The following is a 20,180-nucleotide window of genomic DNA, read 5'->3' as shown; positions in this document are numbered from 1 at the left end:
CATCGCTGCGGGACGGCCCTTGCTCGGCGTCCGCCGATGGGCCGCGCCAAGTTTCCGACGCAAGAACACCATGCCTTCGCATGTAGTCAAAACACAAGGAAATCCATGAAGCAAATCATCGACGTGGGACTGCCGCCGCTCAAGCAGCCCTTCTCCTGGGCCGTCAAGGCCAGCGGCCAGATGCTGTTCACGGCCCACGGCCCCGTGCGGCCCGACGGCAGCATCGACACCGGCCCCATCGGACAGCAGGCGCGCCTGACCTTCACCAACCTGCGCAACGCGCTGCAGGCCGCAGGCGGCACGCTGGCGCATGTGACCCAGGTGCTGATCTATATGACCGACGTGGCCGACATGCCGGCCATCGACGCCGTGTACCGCGAGTTCTTCGAGGCGCCCTATCCCAACCGCTCCAGCATGGGGATTTCGGCGCTGGTGGTGCCGGGCATGAAGCTGGAGATCGTGGCCTACGCCATGCTCCCCTAGAGGATGTGACGGACATGCCGGCGCCCCGCAATTGCGTTCAATACAGGGGCGGCGTGCGGGACGAGACTGCGGGCCTTGTGCAGTCCTGCGTCCGCGCGAAATCTCATGTCCTCCTCGCTGCTCGCCATGGGCGTCTTCACCCTCGTCGGCGCCATAACGCCCGGCCCCGTCAATGTGCTGGCCCTGCGCCACGGCGCAGCCCGCTCGCGCCTGGTCTCTGCCGCCTATGTGCTGGGCGCCAGCGCCAGCTATGCGGCCGTGGTCTGGGTCATGGGCCAGGGAGCACAGTGGCTGCTGCAGACGCTGCCGCAGCTGTCCACGGCCGCACAGTGGCTGTGCGCCGCCTATCTGCTCTGGCTGGCCTGGCGGCTGGCCAACGCGCCTGTGGGCCAGGCCGGGGGGCAGCAAGACGGCGGATCGCAGCGCACGCTGCAGGCCCTGCTGCAAGCGCTGTTGCAGGGCACGGCCGTGCAGACGCTCAATCCCAAGGCCTGGCTGGTGGCACTGGCCGGCGTGGGCCTGTTCGTGCTGCCCCACGCGAATGCGCCATGGGCGCTGCTGCAGTTTTGCGCCATCTCGCTGCTGGCCTGCCTGGTGGGGGTCGGCAGTTGGGCGCTGCTGGGGCAGCTGCTTTCGGGCTGGCTGCGCACCGAACGCCGCCAGCGCCTGTTCCACCGCCTGCTGGCCCTGCTGCTGGTCGCCAGCGTGGCGGCCATGCTGGCATGATGGCTGGCCGCCATGACTTCAACCTCTCCCCACCGCTTCCACCGCCATCCGGCCGCTCCCTGGGCCGAGTTGCGCGACAGCGCGCGCTCGCCACACTGCTTTCGGCTGCACATGCATGCCGAGTACTCGATAGGCATCGTGGACGCGGGCCGCACCGTGTTCCACCATGCCCACGGCCCGCAGCCTGTGGAGGCGGGCGGCGTGGTGCTGATCGAGCCCGGCGCCTGGCATGCCTGCAATCCCGACCCCGGCGCGCCGTGGTCCTACCGCATGCTGTTTGTCGATGCCGACTGGCTGCACGCGCGGCTGGGCGTGGCCGCGCTGCGCTTTCCCCGGCGCACGCTCACGGATGCGGACATCGCCAGCCTGGTGGATGGCCTGTGCCGCCCCGTCGATGGCACGGCGGCCGCCGACCGCCTGGCCCTGGGCCTGGAGCACCTGCTGGACCGCTGTGCCCAGCCCGCGGCCTTGCCCCTGCCCGGCGATGCGGCGGCCCTGGCCCCCGCACTGCAGCGCCTGCATGCGGGGCCCGATGCGGGCCTGACCGTGCAATCGCTGGCCCAGGAATGCGGCATGAGCGCCACGCGCTTCATCCGCCGCTTCAAGGCGGCCACGGGCATGACGCCTGGCAGCTACCGCCTGAACCTGCGCATCAACGGCGCGCGCCGCCTGCTGGCCACGGGGGCGGCGCTGTCCGAGGCCGCCTATGCCATGGGCTTTGCCGACCAGGCGCACCTGCAGCGCGCCTTCAAGGCCCACCATGCGCTGACACCGGGCTGCTACGCACGGGGCGCCTGAGCCGGTACCTGGGTCGGCCGCACCTGAGCCGACCGCATCTGGGCCGGACCCTCCCATGGTTTTGCGTCGGCCAGCCCGGGGCCGGCGATGAAAGCGCAGATACTTACGCCTTCCGCTTTCAGCCCCCACCTGCCGCGCACCATGGCCGCCTTCCAAGACATTCAGCAACGAGAAACCGGCCTGCGCCAGCAGCTGTCCGCCGCCCAGATGGTGATGATCGCCATTGGCGGCGCCATCGGCACCGGCCTGTTCATGGGCAGCGCCTTCGCCATCGGCTTCGCCGGCCCCAGCGTGCTGGTCAGCTATGCCATCGGCGCGCTGATCTCGCTGCTGCTCATGGGCTGCCTGGCCGAGATGACGGTGGCCCACCCGACCTCGGGCTCGTTCGGCGCCTATGCCGAGCACTACATCAGCCCGCTGGCCGGCTTCATGGTCCGCTATGCCTACTGGGCCGCCGTGGTGCTGGCCGTGGGCATGGAGGTGACGGCCATAGGCATCTACATGGGCTACTGGTTCCCGGACGTGCCGCGCTGGATCTGGGTGCTGGTGTTCTCGGGCGCGCTGGTGGCCGTCAACGCCAGCAGCGTCAAGGCCTTCGGCCAGGTGGAGTACGGCTTTTCCATGGTGAAGATCATCGCCATCGTGGCCTTCATCCTGATCGGCGCCTGGGTGGTGTTCGGCTCGCAGCCCCAGGGCATCGGCTTTTTCAACTACACGGCCGATGGCGGCTTCTTCCCCAAGGGCCTGTGGGGCACCTGGGTGGCCGTGATCATCGCCATCTTCAGCTACCTGAGCCTGGAGGCCGTGGCCGTGGCGGCCGGCGAGGCCGAGGACCCCAAGCGCGCCATCACCCGGGCCTTTCGCACCACCATGGCGCGCCTGGTGATCTTCTACCTGGCCACGATCGCGCTGATGCTGGCCATCGTGCCCTGGCAGCAGGCGGGCACGGACAAGAGCCCCTTCGTGAAGGTGATGGAGATCATCGGCATCCCGGGCGCTGCCAGCATCATCAACTTCGTGGTGCTGGTGGCCGCGCTGTCGGCCATGAACAGCCAGCTGTATGTGACCTCGCGCATGATGTTCAGCCTGTCGCGCGGCGGCTATGCGCCCTCGGTGTTCGGGCGGCTGAACAGCCGGGGCGTGCCCGTGGCGGCGATTGCCATCTCCTGCCTGGGCATTGCCGTGGCCGTGGCCGTGAACCTGTGGAAGCCCGAGGGCTCGCTGCTGTGGATGATGTCCGTGTCCATGTTCGGCGCCATGTTCACCTGGTTCATGATCTTCGTGACCCATCTGTTCTTCCGCGCGCGCTGGTCGCGCGAGCATCCGGGCCAGCGCCTGCAGTTCCGCATGTGGGGCTTTCCGCTGTTCACGCTGGCCGGCGCCGCGCTGATGCTGGGCGTGATCGTCACCACCTATTTCACCGAGGTCTTCCACATGACGCTGCTCACGGGCCTGCCCTTCCTGGGCCTGCTGGCCCTGGTGTATGCGCTGTGGTACCGCCCCCGCGCACAAGCGCGCAAGAAGGACTGAAGCCATGACCCGCAGACTCTGGGACATCTCTCCGGCCGTGCAGGCCGCCAGCCCCGTTTTTCCCGGCGACACGGCCTACAGCCAGCAATGGTGCGCCACCATCGGACCGGGCTGCCCGGTCAATGTCAGCGCCATCACGCTGTCGCCCCATGTGGGAGCGCATGCCGATGCACCGCTGCACTATGACGCCGACGGGGCATCCATCGGCAACGTGGATCTCGACGCCTTCCTCGGCCCCTGCCGCGTGATCCACGCCATCGGCAAGGGACCGCTGGTCGAATGGGAGCACATCGCCCACGCCGTGGAGCATCTTCCGGCACGCGTGCTGGTGCGCACCTACGAGCGCGCCCCCACCACCTGGGACCAGGAACTGGCCGCCTATGCGCCGGCCACGGTCGAGCGGCTGGCCGACCTGGGGGTGAAGCTCATCGGCATTGACACGGCCAGCATCGACCCGGCCAGCAGCAAGAGCCTGGACAGCCACCAGGTCATACGCCGGCGCGGCCTGCGCGTGCTGGAGAACCTGGTGCTGGACGAGGTGGCCGAGGGCGACTACGAGCTCATCGCCCTGCCGCTCAAGCTGGTCGAGGCCGATGCCTCGCCCGTGCGCGCCGTGCTGCGCGCCCTGGCCTGATCCCTGCCCGCATTGCGGCGCCGGCCCTGCCCGCGCCTTTCGCCTTTTCGATACCCAAGGAGACCCCGTGACGAGCCTGCAAGACTGCCTCACCCTCGATGCGCAAGACCCGCTGCGCGCCCTGCGCGACCAATTCACGCTGCCCGAAGGCGTGATCTACCTTGACGGCAATTCGCTGGGCGCCAGCCCCCGCGCCGCCGCCGCGCGCGTGGCCGAGGTGGTGCAGCAGGAATGGGCGCAGGGCCTGATCCGCTCGTGGAACGATGCTGGATGGATCAGCCTGCCCCAGCGCCTGGGCGACCAGTTCGCCCCCTGGCTGGGCGTGGGCGCGGGTGAGCTGGTATTCACCGACACGGCCTCCATCAACCTCTACAAGGTGCTGTCGGCGGCGGCCCGCATTGCGCGCGAGGACGCGCCGCAGCGCAAGCGCCTGATCAGCGAGCGCAGCAACTTCCCCACCGACCTCTACATCGCCCAGTCGGTCTGCCAGGAATACGGCCTGGAGCTGGTGCTGCTCGAACCCGAGGAAATTGCCGGCGCGCTGACCGACGAGGTGGCCATCTGCATGCTCACCCATGTGAACTACCGCACGGGCGCCATGCACGACATGGCTGCCGTGACGGCTGCCGCGCAGGGCAAGGGCATTCTCTGCGTCTGGGACCTGTGCCACAGCGCGGGCGCCGTGCCTGTCGATCTCAAGGGCGCGAATGCCGACTTCGCCATCGGCTGCAGCTACAAGTACCTCAACGGCGGCCCGGGTGCGCCGGCCTTTGTCTGGGCCAACCCGCGCCTGATCAACCGCTTCTGGCAGCCGCTGTCGGGCTGGTTCGGCCATGCCGAGCCTTTCAAGTTCGTGCCGGACTACCACCCGGCCCAGGGCATACAGCGCTACCTGTGCGGCACCCAGCCCATGGTCAGCCTGAGCGTGCTGCAGTGCGGCCTGGACGTGTTCACGGCCGTGGAGCCGCTGGGCGGCATGGACGCGCTGCGCAACAAGTCACTGGCGCTGACCGACCTGTTCATCGCCCTGGTCGAGGAACGCTGCCAGGGCCACGGCCTGGGCCTGGCCACGCCGCGCGAGCACGGCCGGCGCGGCTCCCAGGTCTGCCTCACGCGCGAGGAAGGGCTGGGCGTGGACGGCAAGGACAGCGGCGCCTATGCCATCGTGCAGGCGCTGATCGCGCGCGGCGTGATCGGCGACTTCCGCAAGGGCGACGGCACGGGCCTGCACAAGGACATCCTGCGCTTCGGCTTCACGCCGCTGTACGTGGGATTCGAAGATGTCTGGCATGCCGTAGAGCACCTGCGCCAGGTGCTGGAATCGGGCGAATGGCGCAAGCCGGAGTTCAACCGCGTCAATGCGGTGACCTGAAGCCTGAGGCCCGGCGCTCAGAACGCCGTGGACGACAGCGAGGCCCAGAGATGGGCCGCGACCAGGGCGCGCCAGGGCGCGAAGTCCCGCAGCCACAACTCGGTCTGCGCCGCATCCATGGCGTCCGTCTTCAGCAGCAGGGCCAGGGCCCGGCGCACGGCCACATCGCCGTGCAGCGGGCCGTCCAGGTGACCATAGCCGCGCAGCAGCATGTAGTTCACGGTCCACGGGCCTATGCCCTTGAGGGCCAGCAGCCGCTCGCGGATCTCGGCCACCGGCAGTTCAGGCAGGGCCGCCCAGTCGTCCAGCGGCAATTCACCCGACTGCACGGCCTGCGCCAGCAGGCGCAGCGTGTGCGTCTTGCTCCGCGAAAAGCCGGCGGCGCGCAAATCCTCCTCACCGAGCTGCGCCAACTGGGCAGCCTCCGGCATGCACCACAGCTGCTGCGGCGCGTCGGCATGGCCATCGTGCAGCGCCACCGGCTGGCCGGCTGCGGCGATCAGGCGGCGGCGCAGCGACACGGCTGCCGCCACGCTGATCTGCTGCCCGGTGACGGCCCAGCTCAGCGCTTCCCAGGGCGTGCAGGCCGCGGGCACATGCAGGCCACGCTGGCGCGCCAGCAGCGGCCCCAGCCGCGCATGGCGGCCAAAACGGCGCTCGAATTCGCCCACATCCTGGGACAGTCCGAACATGCGCCGCAGCATGGCGGCCAGCACATCGTCCATGCCGGCGATGGCGCCTGCACCGGCGGGCAGGCGCCATCGGGCCTGCACCACGGCCGCCTCTTCGCACTGCGGCGTCAGTTCCAGGGTGAGCAGCGTGGGAAGGCCTTTCCACATCAGGCCCTTGTGCATGCGGATGGTGTCGCCGTCCTGCAGATCGCATTCGGACAGGCGCTGGGCATCGCGCCGGTGAAAGCCCCAGAACTCGTTCATGCGGTAGCCGGCCGGCAGCGTCAGTTGCTGCTCTGCGCCATGGCTGTGGCCGCCACGCCGCCCGCTCATGCCTTGCCGGCCTGGCGCAGCGGGGCTCGGCCGCTCTCCCGCCCTGTCTCCCGGCCAGCGGCCTCCTGCGCCTGGCGCGCCTCGCGCAGCAGCAGGGCACGCTTGCGCTCCACGCCCCAGCGGTAGCCGGAGATGCTGCCGTCGTTGCGCACCACGCGGTGGCAGGGCACGGCCACGGCAATCGGGTTGGCAGCGACGGCGCTGGCCACGGCGCGCGCGCCCGTGGGCATGCCCAGGCGCAGGGCCAGTTCCGAATAGCTCAGGGTCTGGCCGGCCGGAATGGCGCACAGCGCCTGCCACACGCGCTGCTGGAAGACCGTGCCCTGCACATCCAGCGGCAGCGCCAGGCCGCGGCGCGGCTGCTCGACCAGGGCCACGACCTGGGCCACGGTGTGCTCGAAGCCCGCATCGCCGCCCACCAGCTCGGCCAGCGGAAAGCGCTGCTGCAGGTCCTGCACCAGGGCCTCGGCGTCGTCGCCCAGCAGCACGCAGCACACGCCGCGCTCGGTGCTGGCCACGAGGATGCTGCCCAGCGTGCATTCGGCCACGGCAAAGCGGATGGTCTGGCGCATGCCGCCGCGCCGGTAGTCGCCGGGCGCCATGCCCAGCATGGCGCCTGCGTCGCGGTAGAAACTGCTGCTGGCCGCATAGCCGCTGGAGTAGGCCGCATCGGTGACCGAGTCGCTCTGGCCCGGCTGCAGCGCCGCGCGCAGGGCATGCGCGCGGTGCGCCTTGGCATAGGCCTTGGGCGTGAGGCCCGTGGCCTGCTTGAACAATCGGTGCAGCTGCCAGGGGCTCAGGCCCGAGCGTTCGGCAAGCTGGCCCAGGGCGGGTGGAGGCTCCTCGGTCTCCAGCCAGCGGCAGCATCGGGCCACCAGGGCCGTGGGGTTGGCAGTGGCATCGCTGGCTTGATTCATGGCTTGGTTGGACACGGCATGTCTTTCTGGGTCGTCGGATGCCCTACTCTACGCAGCCCGGAGCACCCGCGCATCCCGCTTCTTGCAACCCGCAGGATTTCAGCGCGGGATTCGGTTACGCTGCGCCCTGCATTTTCCGCGTCGAGACTTGCGAGACTCCCACATGACCACCGAACACTCCGGCTGCCCCATGAACAGCCCCGGCCGCACTGAATCCATCGTCAAAGAGGAGCGCGCCCAGTTGGACTTCAGCCAGTCCATGAGCTATGGCGATTACCTGCACCTGGACCAGATCCTCACGGCACAGCATCCGCTGTCGCCCGCGCATGACGAGATGCTGTTCATCATCCAGCACCAGACCAGCGAGCTGTGGATGAAGCTGATGCTGCATGAGGTCCGAGCCGCCACGGCCGCCATCGCAGGCGGCACGCGTGCCGACGCCTTCAAGATGCTGGCCCGCGTGAGCCGCATCATGGAGCAACTGGTCAGCGCCTGGACCGTTCTGTCCACCATGACCCCGCCCGAGTACACGGCCATGCGCCCCTACCTGGCCAACTCCAGCGGCTTCCAGAGCTACCAGTACCGCTGCATCGAGTTCTCCCTGGGCAACAAGAACGCCGCCATGCTCCAGCCCCATGCCCACAGGCCCGACCTGCTGGCCCAGGTGGAGGCGGCATGGCGCTCGCCCTCGCTCTACGACGTATCCCTGCAGCTGCTGGCGCGCGAAGGCATCGACGTGCCCGCCGACCGGCTGGAGCGCGACTGGACCCAGCCCTACGAGGCCAGCGAGGGCGTCAAGCAGGCCTGGATCACCGTCTACCGCGATCCCCACAAGCACTGGGACCTGTACCAGCTCGGCGAAAAGCTGGCCGACATCGAGGACGCCTTCCGCCTGTGGCGCTTCCGCCATCTGACCACGGTGGAGCGCGTCATCGGCTTCAAGCGCGGCACGGGCGGCACCGGCGGCGTCAGCTATCTGCGCAAGATGCTGGACGTGGTGCTGTTCCCCGAAATCTGGGCGCTGCGCACCGAGCTGTAAGAACTGGCGGGCGCCACCGACGGCAGACCGCTGCGGTGGCGACAGCGCGCAGGCGCGCAAACGGGTAAGCTGCGGCGCCAGGAGAAATACCGTGTCCGCAGCGCCACAACAGCCCCCACACAACAACATACACACAGAGGCTTCGCAGACCTCCCCCGCAGCACCGCCGCCGCGCAGCCAACTGCTGTGGGCCATGCTTCTGGCCCTGCTCTCGGCCTTTGCGCTGAGCCAGGCCTTTCGCACCACCACCTCGGTCATGGCCACGGGTCTTCAGCAGGATTTCGGGCTCACGGCCCAGTCGCTGGGGGCCTTCGCCGGCCTGTTCGGACTGTCCTTCGGTGTGGCCCAGCTGCTGATGGGCATCGGCATGGACCTCTACGGTCTGCGGCGCACGGTGCTGCTGTCGTTTCCGCTGGCGATTGCGGGGTCGGCACTGTCCGCCGCCGCACCCAACTACGGCTGGCTGATGGTGGGCCAGTTGCTGATCGGCGTGGGCTGCTCGCCCGCCTTTCTGGCCTGCACCATGTTCATCTCGCGCCACTTTCCCATGGACCGCTTTGCCTTTCTGTCGGGCGTGGGCATGGGTGTCGGTGGACTGGGGCTGCTGTTCACAGGCACGCCACTGGCCTGGCTGGTCCAGCATTTCGGCTGGCGCTCGGGCTTTGCGCTGCTGGCCGTGATGTCGGCCCTGTCGTGGCTGCTGATCTGGTGGCGCGTGCACGAGCCCGCCCGCAGCGGAGCACAGACCGCCGCACGGGAAAGCTGGGGCGTGGCGGCACGCCGCATGGCCGAGCTGTTCACGCTGCCGCACACGCTGGGGATCGTCCTGCTGGCCATGGCCTGCTATGCATCGTTTCTGGCGCTGCGCGGCCTGTGGCTGGGGCCGCTGCTCATCCATCGCTATGGCTTTTCGCTGGTGGAAAGCGGCAATGTGGCGCTGGTCGTATCGATGATCTCGCTGTTCAGCCCCGCGATTTTCGGGCGCATGGACCCCGGCCCAGGACGGCGCCGGCGCTGGCTCACCAATTACTCGCTGCTCATGGGCAGCCTGTTCATGCTCATGGCCTTTTTGCACCATGGCTGGACCAATGTGGCGCTGATCTTCGCCATGGGCCTGCTGTCGGGCTATTCGGTGCTGCAGTACGCCGATGTGCGCGCTTCCTACCCCCCAGAGATGACCGGCCGCGCACTGTCGCTGTTCACCATGGCCATGTTCCTGGGCGTGGCCCTGGTGCAATGGTTCACGGGCTGGGTCGCCGCCTGGGCCGAGGCCTGGGGCGTGGAGCCCTACAAGGCCGTGATGATCTCGATTGCAGCCACGCTGGTGGGCGCGTCGACCGCGTTCCGTTTCCTGCCCTCCTCGCCGCTGCTGCGCCAGGCATCCGCCGCCTAGCGGCCGGAGTCTGTGCCTCTACAAGGCGTTGGCGGCCGAGCCATCGCCACGGTACAGCCAGGGCAGATCCATCAGCCGGGAGCCCAGCAGGCGCAGCGACAGGTCACGCCCCCAGCGCACGGGACCCGTGGCATGGAAGATGCGGCCGTTGCGCTGCGAGCGTGCCTGCACGCGCGCGTTGCGCTGCCAGCGGTTGAGCGCGTAGCGGCGCAGGCGCATGTTGACGTCGAGATCGTGCATGGACAGGGCGCGCTGCAGCTCGGCTGCATCTTCAATCGCCATGCCGGCGCCCTGGGCCAGATAGGGGCGCATGGGATGGGCCGCATCGCCCAGCAAGGCCACCACGCCGCGCGCCATCTGCGCGGCCGATTGCACGGGCGGGCGGTCGCCCACCGGCCACAGCCGCCAGTCGCCACCGGCTGCAGGCACATGCTGGACCAGGTCCAGCAGCTGGGGGCAACTGCCCTGCAGCACCCGCACCAGATCGTCAAGATTGCCCGCATGGTCCCAGTTCGCCAGATCCTCGGGCGCCGGGCCCTGGATGATGATCACCAGGTTCTGCAGCTCGCCCCGGCGCACGGGGTACTGGATGGCATGCATGCGCGAGCCCAGCCAGGCCGTGACATCGGTGGCCCGCAGGCGCTTGGGCAGCTGGGCCTGGTGCACCAGGGCGCGGTAGGCCAGGTGCCCGGTGACACGCGGCGGGCCGTCGCCCAGCAACTGCTGGCGCAGAACGCTGCGCACGCCGTCGGCGGCGACCAGGGCATCGCCTTCTATCAGCTTGCCGGCCCGGGTTCGCACGGTGACCACGCCGTCGGTCTCGGAAAAGCTCTCGATGGGCTGGCCCAGGTTCAGGTGCATGCCCGGATAAGTCTGAGCGGCTTCCCGCAGCAATTGCTGCAGATCGGCCCGGTGGATGGTGGCGTAGGCCGCGCCATAGCGTTGCACGGACTCGCTGCCCAAGGGCATGTGCGCCAATTCCTGCCCGGTGACTGCGCTGCGCACGCGCAGGCTGCCCGGCAATGCCACCACCTGCTGCAGCGGTTTTTGCAGGCCCCAGGCCTGAAGCCGCCGCACGACATTCGGACCGATCTGGATTCCGGCGCCCACTTCACTGAGCGCGGGCGCCTGCTCGAAAAGACGCACTTCCCAACCCGCCCGCGACGCACCGATGGCGGCGGCCAGGCCACCAATGCCGCCGCCGGCAATCAACACCTGCTTGTTCATGTGCGTATTGTGCCCCTGCCGCCACCCATGGCGGCCGGGGCCTGATTATTCAAGTCGGACACCGCTGAAGAAAATCAAAGAATGCTCGGAATCTTCTGAAACATGCGCGCATCCCCCAGGCATTGAGGCGCATCAAGATCCCAAAAACGGGCATCTCGCCACGCACCAGACTGCCATAAAGGACATCGCCCCACCATCACCTGTGCGGTGCGGCCAAAAATCGGCCTTTGCATCGCCGCTCTGGAAATGTCCATACACGGATCCACACTTTACGCCGCGGATGATAGAGATTCTCAACTGAGACAATCTTTTGACAAATGGCTGTGACAATGAAAAAAGCCCGCACTGGGCGGGCTCTTTCATGCGCGACGGGAAAATCAGATGACAAATTTCTCACGGTCCTGATTCTGAATCCACTTTGGCGGCTTGCCGCGTCCGGTCCAGGTTTGGCCGGTTGCGGGATCGCGGTACTTGGGAGCCACTTTGGCGCCGGTTGTGCCAGCGGTACGACCACGAGCTGCAGGAAACACGTCATCGGCAGTCAGACCATATTCGGCAATCAAGTTGCGAACCTGTCCCACGGCGTCGGCAAGCTCGCGCTTGCGTGCTTCCTGGATCTGTTGCTCCAGTTCCTGTCGCTGCTTCAGCAGTTCCTTGTAAGAGCTCATGGTATGCGCCTTGAAAGTAGTTTAAGAGCTTTCATTATAAAAACATAATCAGCCCATGGCGCAAGACGCATGTAAGCAAAACCCACAATATCGCTGCTGCCTATTGCGAAGAGTAGTTCTCGGATAAATCCGATATGGCCAGCACCTTGTCAATGCGTTTGCCATCGAGATCGATGACCTCGAAGATCCAGCCCGCACAGCTGACCCGTTCCCCCAGAATGGGCAAATGACCGCTTTCTGCCATGAGAAGCCCCGCCACGGTGTTGTATCGGCCGCGGTGCTCATCGGGAAGATCTCGAATATCGAGGCGCGCCTTCAGCTCCGATATGGGCATCAGACCGTCCAATAGCCATGAGCCATCCTCACGCTGCATGGCCCAGGCTTCTGCCTCGGTCACAGGCTGTAACTCGCCGGTAATCGCCTCGAGCAAATCCCGGGGCGTCATGATGCCCTGCACCACGCCATATTCATCCACCACAAACACCATGCGCCCGGACCGGGCACGCAATTGCTCCAGCAGCTCCATGGCGCTGAGCGTCTCGGGCAGGAAAGAAGCCGGCAGCACATGTTCGTACAGCGTGGTGCCGGCGGCATCCGAGCCCAATGCCAGCAGGCGCGCCACGCTGATGATGCCTACCACGTCATCCAGCGAATTGCGGCACACCGGGTACCAGGAATGCCCGCCCTTCGAGTGGTCGTCGGCCGAGGCCTGCAATGCCTCGGTGACGGTCATGTCGGCGTCCAGCCATTGCACGTCGCCGCGCGGGACCATGATCGACGTCAGTGAGCGGTCATCGAGGTGAAAGACGTTTTGCACCATCTGGTGCTCGTTGGCCTCGATCACCCCGGCATCCCGCCCTTCGGCCAGGCTTGCCACGATTTCCTCTTCGGTCACGGCGCGCGCTGCGGATTCATTGATGCGCAGCAGAGTCAGCATGGCGCGCGTGGAAAAGGCCAGCAGCCGCACAAAGGGCTTTGCGGCCGACGCCACCCAGGTCATGGGCCGGGAAACCACCGTGGCCACGGTTTCGGGATAAAGCTGGCCTATGCGCTTTGGCACCAGCTCGCCGAAGACGATGGTGACGAAGGTGATCACGGTCACGACGAGCGCCGTGGCAGAAATGCTGGCCGCGCGTTCCGGAATTCCCAGGCCCAGCAGCCATGCGGCCAGCCCGTCACTGAAGGCCGCCTCGCCCAAAATGCCGTTGAGCAGGCCGATGGAGGTGATGCCCACCTGCACCGAAGAAAGAAATTGCGTGGGGTTTTCGAGCAAGGCCAGTGCTGCCACCGCACCCTTGTCGCCTGTTTCAGCCAGTGCCACCAACCGAGCCTTGCGGCTGGAGGCCAGTGCCAATTCGGACATTGCAAACACCCCATTGAGCAGCGTAAGCAACGCGATCAGCAGAAAATCCATGGTTCGTATATCAGAAAGAAGACCATGGCACTTTACTGTATCGGCGATATCCAGGGATGCCACGACGCCTTTGAGCGCCTGCTGCACCGCGTGGACTTCTCCGCCAGCCGCGATACCTTGTACATCCTGGGCGACCTTGTGAACCGCGGCCCGGAATCGGACAAGGTGCTGCGCACCTGCATGGCCGCCGGCGACTCCATGCGCGCCCTGCTGGGCAACCATGACCTGCACCTGCTGGCCGCCGCCCAGGGCGTGCGCCGCAGCAGCCGGCGCGACACGCTGGCCCGGGTGCTGGATGCGCCCGACCGCGACCAGTTGCTGGACTGGCTGCGCCACCAGCCGCTGGCGCGCAGCCACCGCATGGCGCATGGCGAGGAACTGCTGATGGTCCATGCCGGCGTGCTGCCGCAGTGGAGCAGCCAGGACGTGATGGCGCTGGCGGGCGAGGTGCATGCGGTACTGCGCAGCAAGCAGTTGCCCGATTTCTTGCAGGCCATGTACGGCAACCAGCCCGATCGCTGGTCACCCGACCTGCAGGGTTGGGAGCGCCTGCGGGTCATCGTCAACGCCTTGACCCGGCTGCGCTTTTGCACCGCACAGGGTGTCATGGATTTCGACAGCACCGAGTCGGCCGAGCAGGCGGCACCCGGCCTCATGCCCTGGTTCGATGTGCCGGGCCGCGCCACGGCGAGCGCAACGATTGCGTTTGGCCACTGGTCCACGCTGGGCCACATCAGCCGGCCCGACCTGGTGGCGCTGGACACCGGCTGCGTCTGGGGCGGCTGCCTGAGCATGATGCGTTTCGGCGATCACCTGGCGGACCGGGAACTGATCCAGGTGGACTGCCCGCAGGCGCAGGCCCCGGGCTGACCTGGACGACTCCGATGAGCGAGCGCCCATGAAAAAACGCCTGCAAGGCAGGCGTTTATCGTGAGGCAGGCGGCTTGCGCGGCGCTCAGACCTCGGAAGTGGCAACGGGTGCCACAGGCGGGACCGGCGCGACAGGCGCAACAGGCGCCTTGAACAGCGCGGCCAGCTTGCGCTTGGGCTTGATGCCGCTGCCCGCCTTGGGCGCGGCAGCACCCTGGCTGTCCCAGCTCGCATCGACGCTGGCGGTTGCCTCGTAGGGCTTGTCGAAGAACGGGTCCGAGTGCGCCGGGCGCTGGGCCATGCGCGAGCCGCGATGGCCAAAACCGGAACTGCCCCGCGACGCATCACCGCCGCGATCGCCACGCTCGGCGCCGCGATCGCGTTCACGACCGTAGCCGCCGCTGCTTTGGCGCGGCAGCTCGTCAAAACGGTGACCACGCGGTGCGCTGCCACGGAAATCTTCCATGGGGCAGGGCTCGACGTTGATCTTCTTCTTGATGAGCTTCTCGATCTCGCCCACCAGGCGCGCATCGTGGTTGGTCACCAGGGTCACGGCAATGCCGGAGGCGCCTGCACGGCCCGTGCGGCCGATGCGGTGCACATAGTCTTCGGCGTTGAAGGGCACGTCGTAGTTGAAGACGGCCGGCACGTCCTTGATGTCCAGGCCACGGGCCGCGACATCGGTACACACCAGCAGATCCACCTCGCCGCGCTTGAAGGCTTCAAGCGCCTTCAGGCGCTCGTCCTGGCTCTTGTCGCCGTGCAGCGCCGTTGCGCGCAGGCCATCACGCTCCAGGGCACGCGTCAGGCGCGCACAGCCCAGCTTGCTGTTGGAGAAGACGAAGGCCTGGCGGATGTCGCGCTGCTTGAGCAGGGAGCGCAGCGCATAGCGCTTGTCGTCGTCGCTGACGCTGTAGAAGCGCTGCTCCACCGTGGAAGCCGTCTCGTTGGGGCGGGCCACTTCGATGGTGACGGGGTCCTGCAGGTAGCTGCTGGCCAGGCGCTTGATCTCGGGCGAGAAGGTGGCGCTGAACAGCAAGGTGGTGCGTGTCTTGGGCAAGTGGGACAGGATGCGCTGCAGATCGGGCAAAAAGCCGATGTCCAGCATGCGGTCCGCCTCGTCCAGCACCACGTACTCGACCTGGTTGAGCACGGCGTTCTTGGCTTCGATGTGGTCAAGCAGACGGCCCGGCGTGGCCACCAGCACCTCGACGCCCTTCTTGAGCTCCAGCGTCTGCGGCTTCATGTCCATGCCGCCGAACACCACGGTGCTGCGCAGCTTGGTGTACTTCGCATACTGGGCGATCTGCTGGGCCACCTGGTCTGCCAGTTCGCGTGTGGGCAAAAGCACCAACGCCCGCACGGGGTGGCGTGCAGGCGAAGCGGAGGTATTTTCGTGGCGCATCAGCCGCTGCAGCAACGGCAGCGAGAACGCCGCCGTCTTGCCTGTGCCGGTCTGGGCGGCGCCCATGACATCCTTGCCGGTCAGAACGACCGGAATGGCCTGTGCCTGGATGGGCGTCATGGACTCGTAGCCCATGTCGGCCACGGCGCGCGCCAGGGACTCAGCCAGCTGGAGATTGGAGAAAGAGCTTGTCATTGAGAGCGCTATTGTCGCACCTAGCGCGATTTGTGCGTTGCAATAACGCCAATTGGCACCTGGACAAGCATGGCGTTGTGTGAGCGCAACCCGCAAAAACCCGGTATGAGGGCCCGCAATGCGGGCATTTTTTCGTCGCCGGGCAGCCTCCAGATGAAAAAGCGGCCCCTCGCAGGGGCCGGCGAACCTTGAACAGCAAGGCGAGCGTGGGGGTACTTCTCAGAGGGAAGCGGCCGAAAAAGTGTCGCAGGACTTGACGCTGCCGGTACGCAGGCCGGTGCTGAACCAGCGCTGGCGCTGGGCGCTGGTGCCGTGCGTGAAGCTGTCCGGCACCACGGCGCCGCCGCCTGCGCGCTGCAGGGCGTCGTCGCCGATCTTGGATGCCGCATTCATGGCCGACTCCACATCGCCCTGCTCCAGGATCTGGCGGGCGCTTTGCGCGCGGTTCGCCCAGACGCCTGCCAGGCAATCGGCCTGCAGTTCCAGCTTGACCGACAGGTGGTTGTATTCGACCTTGCTGACGCGGCCACGGGCGCGGTCCACCTGGGCGCTGATGCCCAGCAGGTTCTGCACGTGATGGCCCACCTCGTGGGCAATCACATAGGCCTGGGCGAAATCGCCGGGCGCGCCCAGCTGGTTCTTGAGCGTTTCGTAGAAGCCCAGGTCGATATACACCTTCTGGTCGGCAGGGCAGTAGAAGGGCCCCATGGCCGACTGCCCCGTGCCGCAGGCCGTGGGCGTTGCGCCACGGAACAGCACGAGCTTGGGATCGGTATATTGGGCGCCGCCCTGGCGGAACACATCGCGCCAGACATCTTCGGTATCGGCCAGCACGGTGGAGACAAAGCGGGCGAGCTTGTCATCGGCCGGCGGCTTATGGGCCGGGCCCTGAGGCTGCTGCACCTGCACCGGCGAGCCGCCGCTGAGCGCACCCAGGATGGTCAGCGGGTTGATGCCCAGCACCCAGCCGCCGACCAGGGCGATGACGATGGTGCCAATGCCTATGCTGCGTCCGCCGAAGACGGGGCCGCCGCCACCGCCACCCTCGTCACGGCGGTCTTCCACATTGTCCGATTCGCGGTTGCCATCCCATCTCATGGTGTTCACTCCTGGATCTGTGCTGCAGCCTGCAGCATCGGGCGGCGATATTACGTCGGAAGCTGCGGGACTGCAGCGACCGCAGCTGCGGCAATGATACGGCGTGTATCAGCGCACGGGCTGCACCGCCATGGGGGCGGTGGCCGGTGGCGCCTGGCTGCGCAGGACCTGCTCGCGGGCCACCAGCACCATGGCGGCCAGCAGCGCGGCGACGATGCCCAGGCCGATGACGACCGCCAGGCCCAGCCCCCATCCGCCGCGCCTGCGCCGCTCGCGTGCAGGCTCGCCGGGCCGGCGGGGCGCGGGAGCCTGCTCGCTGGGCGGCTGCTCGCGCTGCCACGGCTCGGGCGCGGGTCCGCGCCGCTGCTGCTCATAGCGCGGGGCCGATTCCTTGCGCGGAGCTTCGGGCCGCGCCGAACCGTCCCAGCGGGGCTCTTCGCGCGGATAAGAAGGCTTTTGTGACATAGGCGACATCGTAGTGCCTGCGCAGGCCCTCACGGGCCTGTGCGCAGCACTGGACACATCGTGAATTGGTCGATCCAAGCCTACTGTGTACAGTCGCGGCCATGAGCCATTCCAGCATGCCCTCCTCCACCGCCCTTGACGCCCAGGCCACGGCCGGGCTGTTGCCCTGGAACGAACTGGCCGAAGAGATCGCCGCCCTGCTGCTGCTGCCCCAGGCAGCGCAGGTGCCGGCGCGTATCGTGATGCCCCTGCCGGCCGGTGGCAGCCTGTTTTGCATGCCCGCCACCGACGGCCAGGTGGCCATGACCAAGCTGATCAGCTTCACGCCCGGCAACGCCGGCACGCCGCGCGCCACCATCCAGGGGGATGTGGTGGTCTTCGACGTGGCCACGGGCGAGCGCCGCCTGATCCTGGACGGCCCCACGGTCACGGCGCGGCGCACGGCCGCCGTATCGCTGCTGGCCGCGCAAAGGCTGGCGCCGAATCCGCAGGGTCCGTTGCTGATCGTGGGCGCCGGCGTGCAGGGCCTGGCCCATTTGCAGGCCTTTGCCGCAGGCCTGGGCGTGCGCGAGGTTCAGGTGGCATCGCGCAGCGCGCAGAGCGCCCAGGCGCTGGTCGACCAGGCCCGGGCCATGGGACTGCAGGCCACCGCCGTGCAGGATGTGGAGGCGGCGGCGCGCCACTGCCCGCTGATCGTGACCTGCACGCCCGCCCGGGCCGTGGTGCTGCGCGAGGCGCCGCGCAGCGATGCCTTCATCTCGGCCGTGGGCGCCTTCACGCCGCAGATGGTGGAGCTGGCACCCGGCCTGTGCCAGGGCTTGCTGCAGTCGGGCCGCGTGGTGGTCGATACCGGGGATGCGCTGCATGAGGCCGGTGACCTGCTGCAGGCCGGCATCGATGTCGCCGCCCTGCCCACGCTGGAGCAGGTGGTGCGCGAGCAATGGCCGCGCTCGGATTCGCCCGTGCTGTTCAAATGCTGCGGCTGGGGTGGCTGGGATCTTGCAGCCACCCGCCTGGCCATGCGCCGGGCCGCACTCCAGAACAGTTGAAAGCGGATTTCTGCGTTGAACGAGCTTTTCCCCCCGGATTCCCCCGCCCCGGCTTCCAGCACCGCGCCCAGTCGCTGGCAGCGCCTGGGCCTGCGCACGCAACTGGCCCTGGTCTTCGGCTCGCTGCTGGTGGGCGTGACGGTGCTGATGTCGCTGGCATTCGGCGAGCTGCTGCGCTGGCGCATGGAGCGCGAGGTCAGCGCCTCGCTGCATGCCATGGCCTCCAACGCCGCCCGGCAGCTGTCCGATGGCCTGTTCAGCCGCGCCCATACCGTGGAAGTGCTGGCCGCCTCGCCGGAGCTCTGGATCCAGGGGCTGGAGGCCCCGGGCGTGGGCGCACTGCTCAACCGCGCCCGTTCACTGACGCCCACCAACCTCTGGATCGGCGTGGCCGACGCCGAGGGCACGGTGCGCAGCGCGACCGACCAGGTGCTGGTGGGCCTCGATGTCAGCGACCGGCCCTGGTTCGAGCCGGGCCTGCAGCGCGTCCATGTGGGCGATGTGCGCGCCTCCTCGCCTGTGATGTCCGCCTTGCTGCCGCCTGCGGCCGACGGCGCGCCGCGCCGGTTCATGGACTTCGCGGCGCCCATTCGCGTGGGCGATCTCACCCAGGGCGTGCTGTGCATGCACAGCAGCTGGGAATGGGTGCGCGAAACCATGCAGACCCTGCAGCAGGCCGACAGCGCCGACCGGCAGATCGGCCTGTTCATCTTCGACCGGCGTGGACGGCTCATCCACGCGCCGGGCGACAGCCTGGAGCCGTTGCTGGCCCTGGACCAGCGCCTGCCGGTGGCCCACACCGTGTCTGCCGATACGGCCGATGCCACGCTGCAGCCCGTACAGGTGGCGCGCTGGCAGGACAGCCCGCAGAGCTTTCTGACGGCTACCGTGCCGCTGCAGGCCCACAACCGGGCAACCGCCATGGGCTGGCACATCGTGGCCCGCCAGCCGCATGACAGCGCCTACGCGCCCGCGCGGCAGGCCATGCACCAGGTGCTGGCCGGCGGCCTGGCAGCCGCGCTGGTGGCCGCCGTCATCGCCTGGCTGGTGGCGCGCAGGCTGAGCCAGGATCTCAAGCGCCTGGCCCGTGCCGCCAATGGCATCGACGGAAGCGGTGCGGCCTCCGACATCCCGCAGTTGCACAGCAGCCGCGAAGTGCATCGCCTTTCGCAGGCGCTGCGCGGCAGCATTGCCCAGTTGCGCTCGGCCAACGAGGCCATGGAGCGCCAGGTGCGCGAGCGCACGCTGCAGCTGCAGCAGGCCAATGCCGAACTGGAGCACCAGGCGCGCAGCGACCCGCTCACGGGCCTGCTCAACCGCCGGGGCTTCGATTTCCAGCTGGACTTCGCCATGGCGCTGGCGCGCCGCAGCGGCCGCCCCTTGAGCGTGCTCGTCATCGACGTGGACTACTTCAAGCGCATCAACGACCAGCACGGCCACGACATGGGCGACGCCGTGCTGCGCACCCTGGCGCGCGCCTTCCGCATGCGGCTGCGCGAGTCCGACGTGCTGGCCCGCATGGGGGGCGAGGAATTCCTGGCCCTGCTGCCCGACACCACGGCCGATGCCGCCGTGGTCATTGCCGAGCAACTGCGCGAACTGCTGGCCTCCACGCCCATGGCCCACGGCGAGCCCGTCACCGCCAGCGTGGGCGTAGCCACGCTGCGCGGCACCACGGACACGGCCACCGCCATGCTGCGCCGTGGCGACGAAGCGCTGTACGAGGCCAAGGGTGCAGGCCGCAACAACGTGCAGCTGCAGCGCTGAGGCGGCCCCGCGCCGCTTTTCCCACCCTCGATTTCCTGACTGCCGCAAAACACCTGTGCGGCAAAAAACACCACACTAATACTCAAATTGAGCATATTATTCGCAGCCATCACCAGCCCTTTCCAC

Annotated in this window: 20 protein-coding genes; 11 read left to right on the top strand and 9 right to left on the bottom strand. The window is 67.8% G+C overall.

Going from position 1 to position 20,180, the window contains the following annotated elements; genetic code table 11:
- The first annotated feature begins 105 nt into the window (after positions 1 to 105).
- The 6 genes from BW39_RS21095 to kynU all read left to right on the top strand — a co-directional run bounded on the left by BW39_RS21095 (position 106) and on the right by kynU (position 5,543).
- Complete coding sequence (locus BW39_RS21095; RefSeq protein WP_016452594.1) at positions 106 to 483, top strand: RidA family protein; 378 nt, start codon at positions 106 to 108, stop codon at positions 481 to 483.
- A gap of 105 nt (positions 484 to 588) precedes the next feature.
- Positions 589 to 1,209: a LysE family translocator gene (locus BW39_RS21090; RefSeq protein WP_043824044.1), complete on the top strand. Its 621-nt coding sequence runs from the start codon at positions 589 to 591 to the stop codon at positions 1,207 to 1,209.
- A gap of 12 nt (positions 1,210 to 1,221) precedes the next feature.
- Complete coding sequence (locus BW39_RS21085) at positions 1,222 to 2,007, top strand: helix-turn-helix domain-containing protein (RefSeq protein WP_012204090.1); 786 nt, start codon at positions 1,222 to 1,224, stop codon at positions 2,005 to 2,007.
- Positions 2,008 to 2,148: 141 nt separating this feature from the next.
- Positions 2,149 to 3,537, top strand: a complete 1,389-nt coding sequence (locus tag BW39_RS21080; protein WP_013803671.1) for an amino acid permease — start codon at positions 2,149 to 2,151, stop codon at positions 3,535 to 3,537.
- Between the two features lie 4 nt (positions 3,538 to 3,541).
- A complete protein-coding gene (gene kynB, locus BW39_RS21075) occupies positions 3,542 to 4,171 on the top strand; it encodes an arylformamidase (RefSeq protein ID WP_043824042.1) in 630 nt (209 codons plus the stop codon).
- A 67-nt stretch (positions 4,172 to 4,238) separates the two neighbouring features.
- Complete coding sequence (gene kynU, locus BW39_RS21070; RefSeq protein ID WP_043824039.1) at positions 4,239 to 5,543, top strand: kynureninase; 1,305 nt, start codon at positions 4,239 to 4,241, stop codon at positions 5,541 to 5,543.
- A 17-nt stretch (positions 5,544 to 5,560) separates the two neighbouring features.
- On the opposite strand, the gene BW39_RS21065 is transcribed toward kynU, so the two are convergent.
- Both BW39_RS21065 and ada read right to left on the bottom strand, forming a co-directional pair.
- Positions 5,561 to 6,547 carry a DNA-3-methyladenine glycosylase family protein gene (locus tag BW39_RS21065; RefSeq protein ID WP_043824036.1) on the bottom strand — a complete coding sequence of 329 codons (987 nt, stop codon included), beginning with the start codon at positions 6,545 to 6,547 and terminating at the stop codon, positions 5,561 to 5,563.
- Positions 6,544 to 7,464: a bifunctional DNA-binding transcriptional regulator/O6-methylguanine-DNA methyltransferase Ada gene (ada, locus tag BW39_RS21060; RefSeq protein ID WP_012204085.1), complete on the bottom strand. Its 921-nt coding sequence runs from the start codon at positions 7,462 to 7,464 to the stop codon at positions 6,544 to 6,546. The genes BW39_RS21065 and ada overlap by 4 nt, the downstream gene beginning before the upstream one ends.
- 163 nt (positions 7,465 to 7,627) lie before the next feature.
- Between ada and kynA the strand changes: the two genes are divergently transcribed.
- Both kynA and BW39_RS21050 read left to right on the top strand, forming a co-directional pair.
- A complete protein-coding gene (gene kynA / locus BW39_RS21055) occupies positions 7,628 to 8,503 on the top strand; it encodes a tryptophan 2,3-dioxygenase (RefSeq protein WP_034391164.1) in 876 nt (291 codons plus the stop codon).
- A gap of 91 nt (positions 8,504 to 8,594) precedes the next feature.
- The gene (locus BW39_RS21050; RefSeq protein WP_043824035.1) at positions 8,595 to 9,896 is read left to right on the top strand and encodes an MFS transporter; all 1,302 of its coding nucleotides are present in this window, start codon (positions 8,595 to 8,597) and stop codon (positions 9,894 to 9,896) included.
- A gap of 18 nt (positions 9,897 to 9,914) precedes the next feature.
- On the opposite strand, the gene BW39_RS21045 is transcribed toward BW39_RS21050, so the two are convergent.
- The 4 genes from BW39_RS21045 to BW39_RS21035 form a co-directional block, all read right to left on the bottom strand.
- A complete protein-coding gene (locus BW39_RS21045) occupies positions 9,915 to 11,123 on the bottom strand; it encodes an FAD-dependent monooxygenase (RefSeq protein ID WP_013803678.1) in 1,209 nt (402 codons plus the stop codon).
- A gap of 74 nt (positions 11,124 to 11,197) precedes the next feature.
- Positions 11,198 to 11,377: a hypothetical protein gene (locus tag BW39_RS31270; RefSeq protein ID WP_152547291.1), complete on the bottom strand. Its 180-nt coding sequence runs from the start codon at positions 11,375 to 11,377 to the stop codon at positions 11,198 to 11,200.
- A gap of 123 nt (positions 11,378 to 11,500) precedes the next feature.
- Positions 11,501 to 11,791, bottom strand: a complete 291-nt coding sequence (locus BW39_RS21040; protein ID WP_012204081.1) for an H-NS histone family protein — start codon at positions 11,789 to 11,791, stop codon at positions 11,501 to 11,503.
- A gap of 100 nt (positions 11,792 to 11,891) precedes the next feature.
- Positions 11,892 to 13,205, bottom strand: a complete 1,314-nt coding sequence (locus BW39_RS21035; RefSeq protein WP_012204080.1) for a hemolysin family protein — start codon at positions 13,203 to 13,205, stop codon at positions 11,892 to 11,894.
- A gap of 24 nt (positions 13,206 to 13,229) precedes the next feature.
- Between BW39_RS21035 and BW39_RS21030 the strand changes: the two genes are divergently transcribed.
- Complete coding sequence (locus tag BW39_RS21030) at positions 13,230 to 14,075, top strand: symmetrical bis(5'-nucleosyl)-tetraphosphatase (protein ID WP_043824032.1); 846 nt, start codon at positions 13,230 to 13,232, stop codon at positions 14,073 to 14,075.
- An 85-nt stretch (positions 14,076 to 14,160) separates the two neighbouring features.
- Here BW39_RS21030 and BW39_RS21025 read toward each other — a convergent pair whose 3' ends face one another.
- The 3 genes from BW39_RS21025 to BW39_RS21015 all read right to left on the bottom strand — a co-directional run bounded on the left by BW39_RS21025 (position 14,161) and on the right by BW39_RS21015 (position 17,238).
- A complete protein-coding gene (locus BW39_RS21025) occupies positions 14,161 to 15,675 on the bottom strand; it encodes a DEAD/DEAH box helicase (RefSeq protein WP_043824030.1) in 1,515 nt (504 codons plus the stop codon).
- Between the two features lie 219 nt (positions 15,676 to 15,894).
- Entirely contained in the window at positions 15,895 to 16,773 is an 879-nt protein-coding gene (gene ypfJ, locus BW39_RS21020) for a KPN_02809 family neutral zinc metallopeptidase (RefSeq protein WP_012204077.1), read from the bottom strand.
- 108 nt (positions 16,774 to 16,881) lie between these two features.
- Positions 16,882 to 17,238: a hypothetical protein gene (locus BW39_RS21015; RefSeq protein WP_224986416.1), complete on the bottom strand. Its 357-nt coding sequence runs from the start codon at positions 17,236 to 17,238 to the stop codon at positions 16,882 to 16,884.
- A gap of 101 nt (positions 17,239 to 17,339) precedes the next feature.
- On the opposite strand from BW39_RS21015, the gene BW39_RS21010 reads away from it, so the two are divergent.
- Together BW39_RS21010 and BW39_RS21005 are read left to right on the top strand one after the other, a co-directional pair.
- Positions 17,340 to 18,287: a delta(1)-pyrroline-2-carboxylate reductase family protein gene (locus tag BW39_RS21010; RefSeq protein WP_043824029.1), complete on the top strand. Its 948-nt coding sequence runs from the start codon at positions 17,340 to 17,342 to the stop codon at positions 18,285 to 18,287.
- 15 nt (positions 18,288 to 18,302) lie between these two features.
- Positions 18,303 to 20,054 (top strand): sensor domain-containing diguanylate cyclase, encoded by a 1,752-nt coding sequence (locus tag BW39_RS21005; RefSeq protein ID WP_043824027.1) that lies wholly within the window; start codon positions 18,303 to 18,305, stop codon positions 20,052 to 20,054.
- Positions 20,055 to 20,180 lie beyond the last annotated feature (126 nt).

Origin of the sequence: Delftia sp. RIT313, from assembly GCF_000632165.1 — a bacterium.
Classification (GTDB): domain Bacteria; phylum Pseudomonadota; class Gammaproteobacteria; order Burkholderiales; family Burkholderiaceae_C; genus Comamonas; species Comamonas acidovorans.
Note: the sequence above shows the minus strand (reverse complement) of the source record. Positions and strands in the feature narration are given on the sequence as shown.

What these genes read in the sequence shown, in the direction of transcription:
- BW39_RS21095 (WP_016452594.1), top strand. Translation starts at nt 106, where the DNA reads ATGAAGCAAATCATCGACGTGGGACTGCCGCCGCTCAAGCAGCCCTTC.
- BW39_RS21090 (WP_043824044.1), top strand. Translation starts at nt 589, where the DNA reads ATGTCCTCCTCGCTGCTCGCCATGGGCGTCTTCACCCTCGTCGGCGCC.
- BW39_RS21085 (WP_012204090.1), top strand. Translation starts at nt 1,222, where the DNA reads ATGACTTCAACCTCTCCCCACCGCTTCCACCGCCATCCGGCCGCTCCC.
- BW39_RS21080 (WP_013803671.1), top strand. Translation starts at nt 2,149, where the DNA reads ATGGCCGCCTTCCAAGACATTCAGCAACGAGAAACCGGCCTGCGCCAG.
- kynB (WP_043824042.1), top strand. Translation starts at nt 3,542, where the DNA reads ATGACCCGCAGACTCTGGGACATCTCTCCGGCCGTGCAGGCCGCCAGC.
- BW39_RS21065 (WP_043824036.1), bottom strand. Translation starts at nt 6,547, where the DNA reads ATGAGCGGGCGGCGTGGCGGCCACAGCCATGGCGCAGAGCAGCAACTG.
- ada (WP_012204085.1), bottom strand. Translation starts at nt 7,464, where the DNA reads ATGAATCAAGCCAGCGATGCCACTGCCAACCCCACGGCCCTGGTGGCC.
- kynA (WP_034391164.1), top strand. Translation starts at nt 7,628, where the DNA reads ATGACCACCGAACACTCCGGCTGCCCCATGAACAGCCCCGGCCGCACT.
- BW39_RS21045 (WP_013803678.1), bottom strand. Translation starts at nt 11,123, where the DNA reads ATGAACAAGCAGGTGTTGATTGCCGGCGGCGGCATTGGTGGCCTGGCC.
- BW39_RS31270 (WP_152547291.1), bottom strand. Translation starts at nt 11,377, where the DNA reads ATGGACATTTCCAGAGCGGCGATGCAAAGGCCGATTTTTGGCCGCACC.
- BW39_RS21040 (WP_012204081.1), bottom strand. Translation starts at nt 11,791, where the DNA reads ATGAGCTCTTACAAGGAACTGCTGAAGCAGCGACAGGAACTGGAGCAA.
- BW39_RS21035 (WP_012204080.1), bottom strand. Translation starts at nt 13,205, where the DNA reads ATGGATTTTCTGCTGATCGCGTTGCTTACGCTGCTCAATGGGGTGTTT.
- BW39_RS21030 (WP_043824032.1), top strand. Translation starts at nt 13,230, where the DNA reads ATGGCACTTTACTGTATCGGCGATATCCAGGGATGCCACGACGCCTTT.
- BW39_RS21025 (WP_043824030.1), bottom strand. Translation starts at nt 15,675, where the DNA reads ATGACAAGCTCTTTCTCCAATCTCCAGCTGGCTGAGTCCCTGGCGCGC.
- ypfJ (WP_012204077.1), bottom strand. Translation starts at nt 16,773, where the DNA reads ATGAGATGGGATGGCAACCGCGAATCGGACAATGTGGAAGACCGCCGT.
- BW39_RS21015 (WP_224986416.1), bottom strand. Translation starts at nt 17,238, where the DNA reads ATGTCACAAAAGCCTTCTTATCCGCGCGAAGAGCCCCGCTGGGACGGT.
- BW39_RS21010 (WP_043824029.1), top strand. Translation starts at nt 17,340, where the DNA reads ATGAGCCATTCCAGCATGCCCTCCTCCACCGCCCTTGACGCCCAGGCC.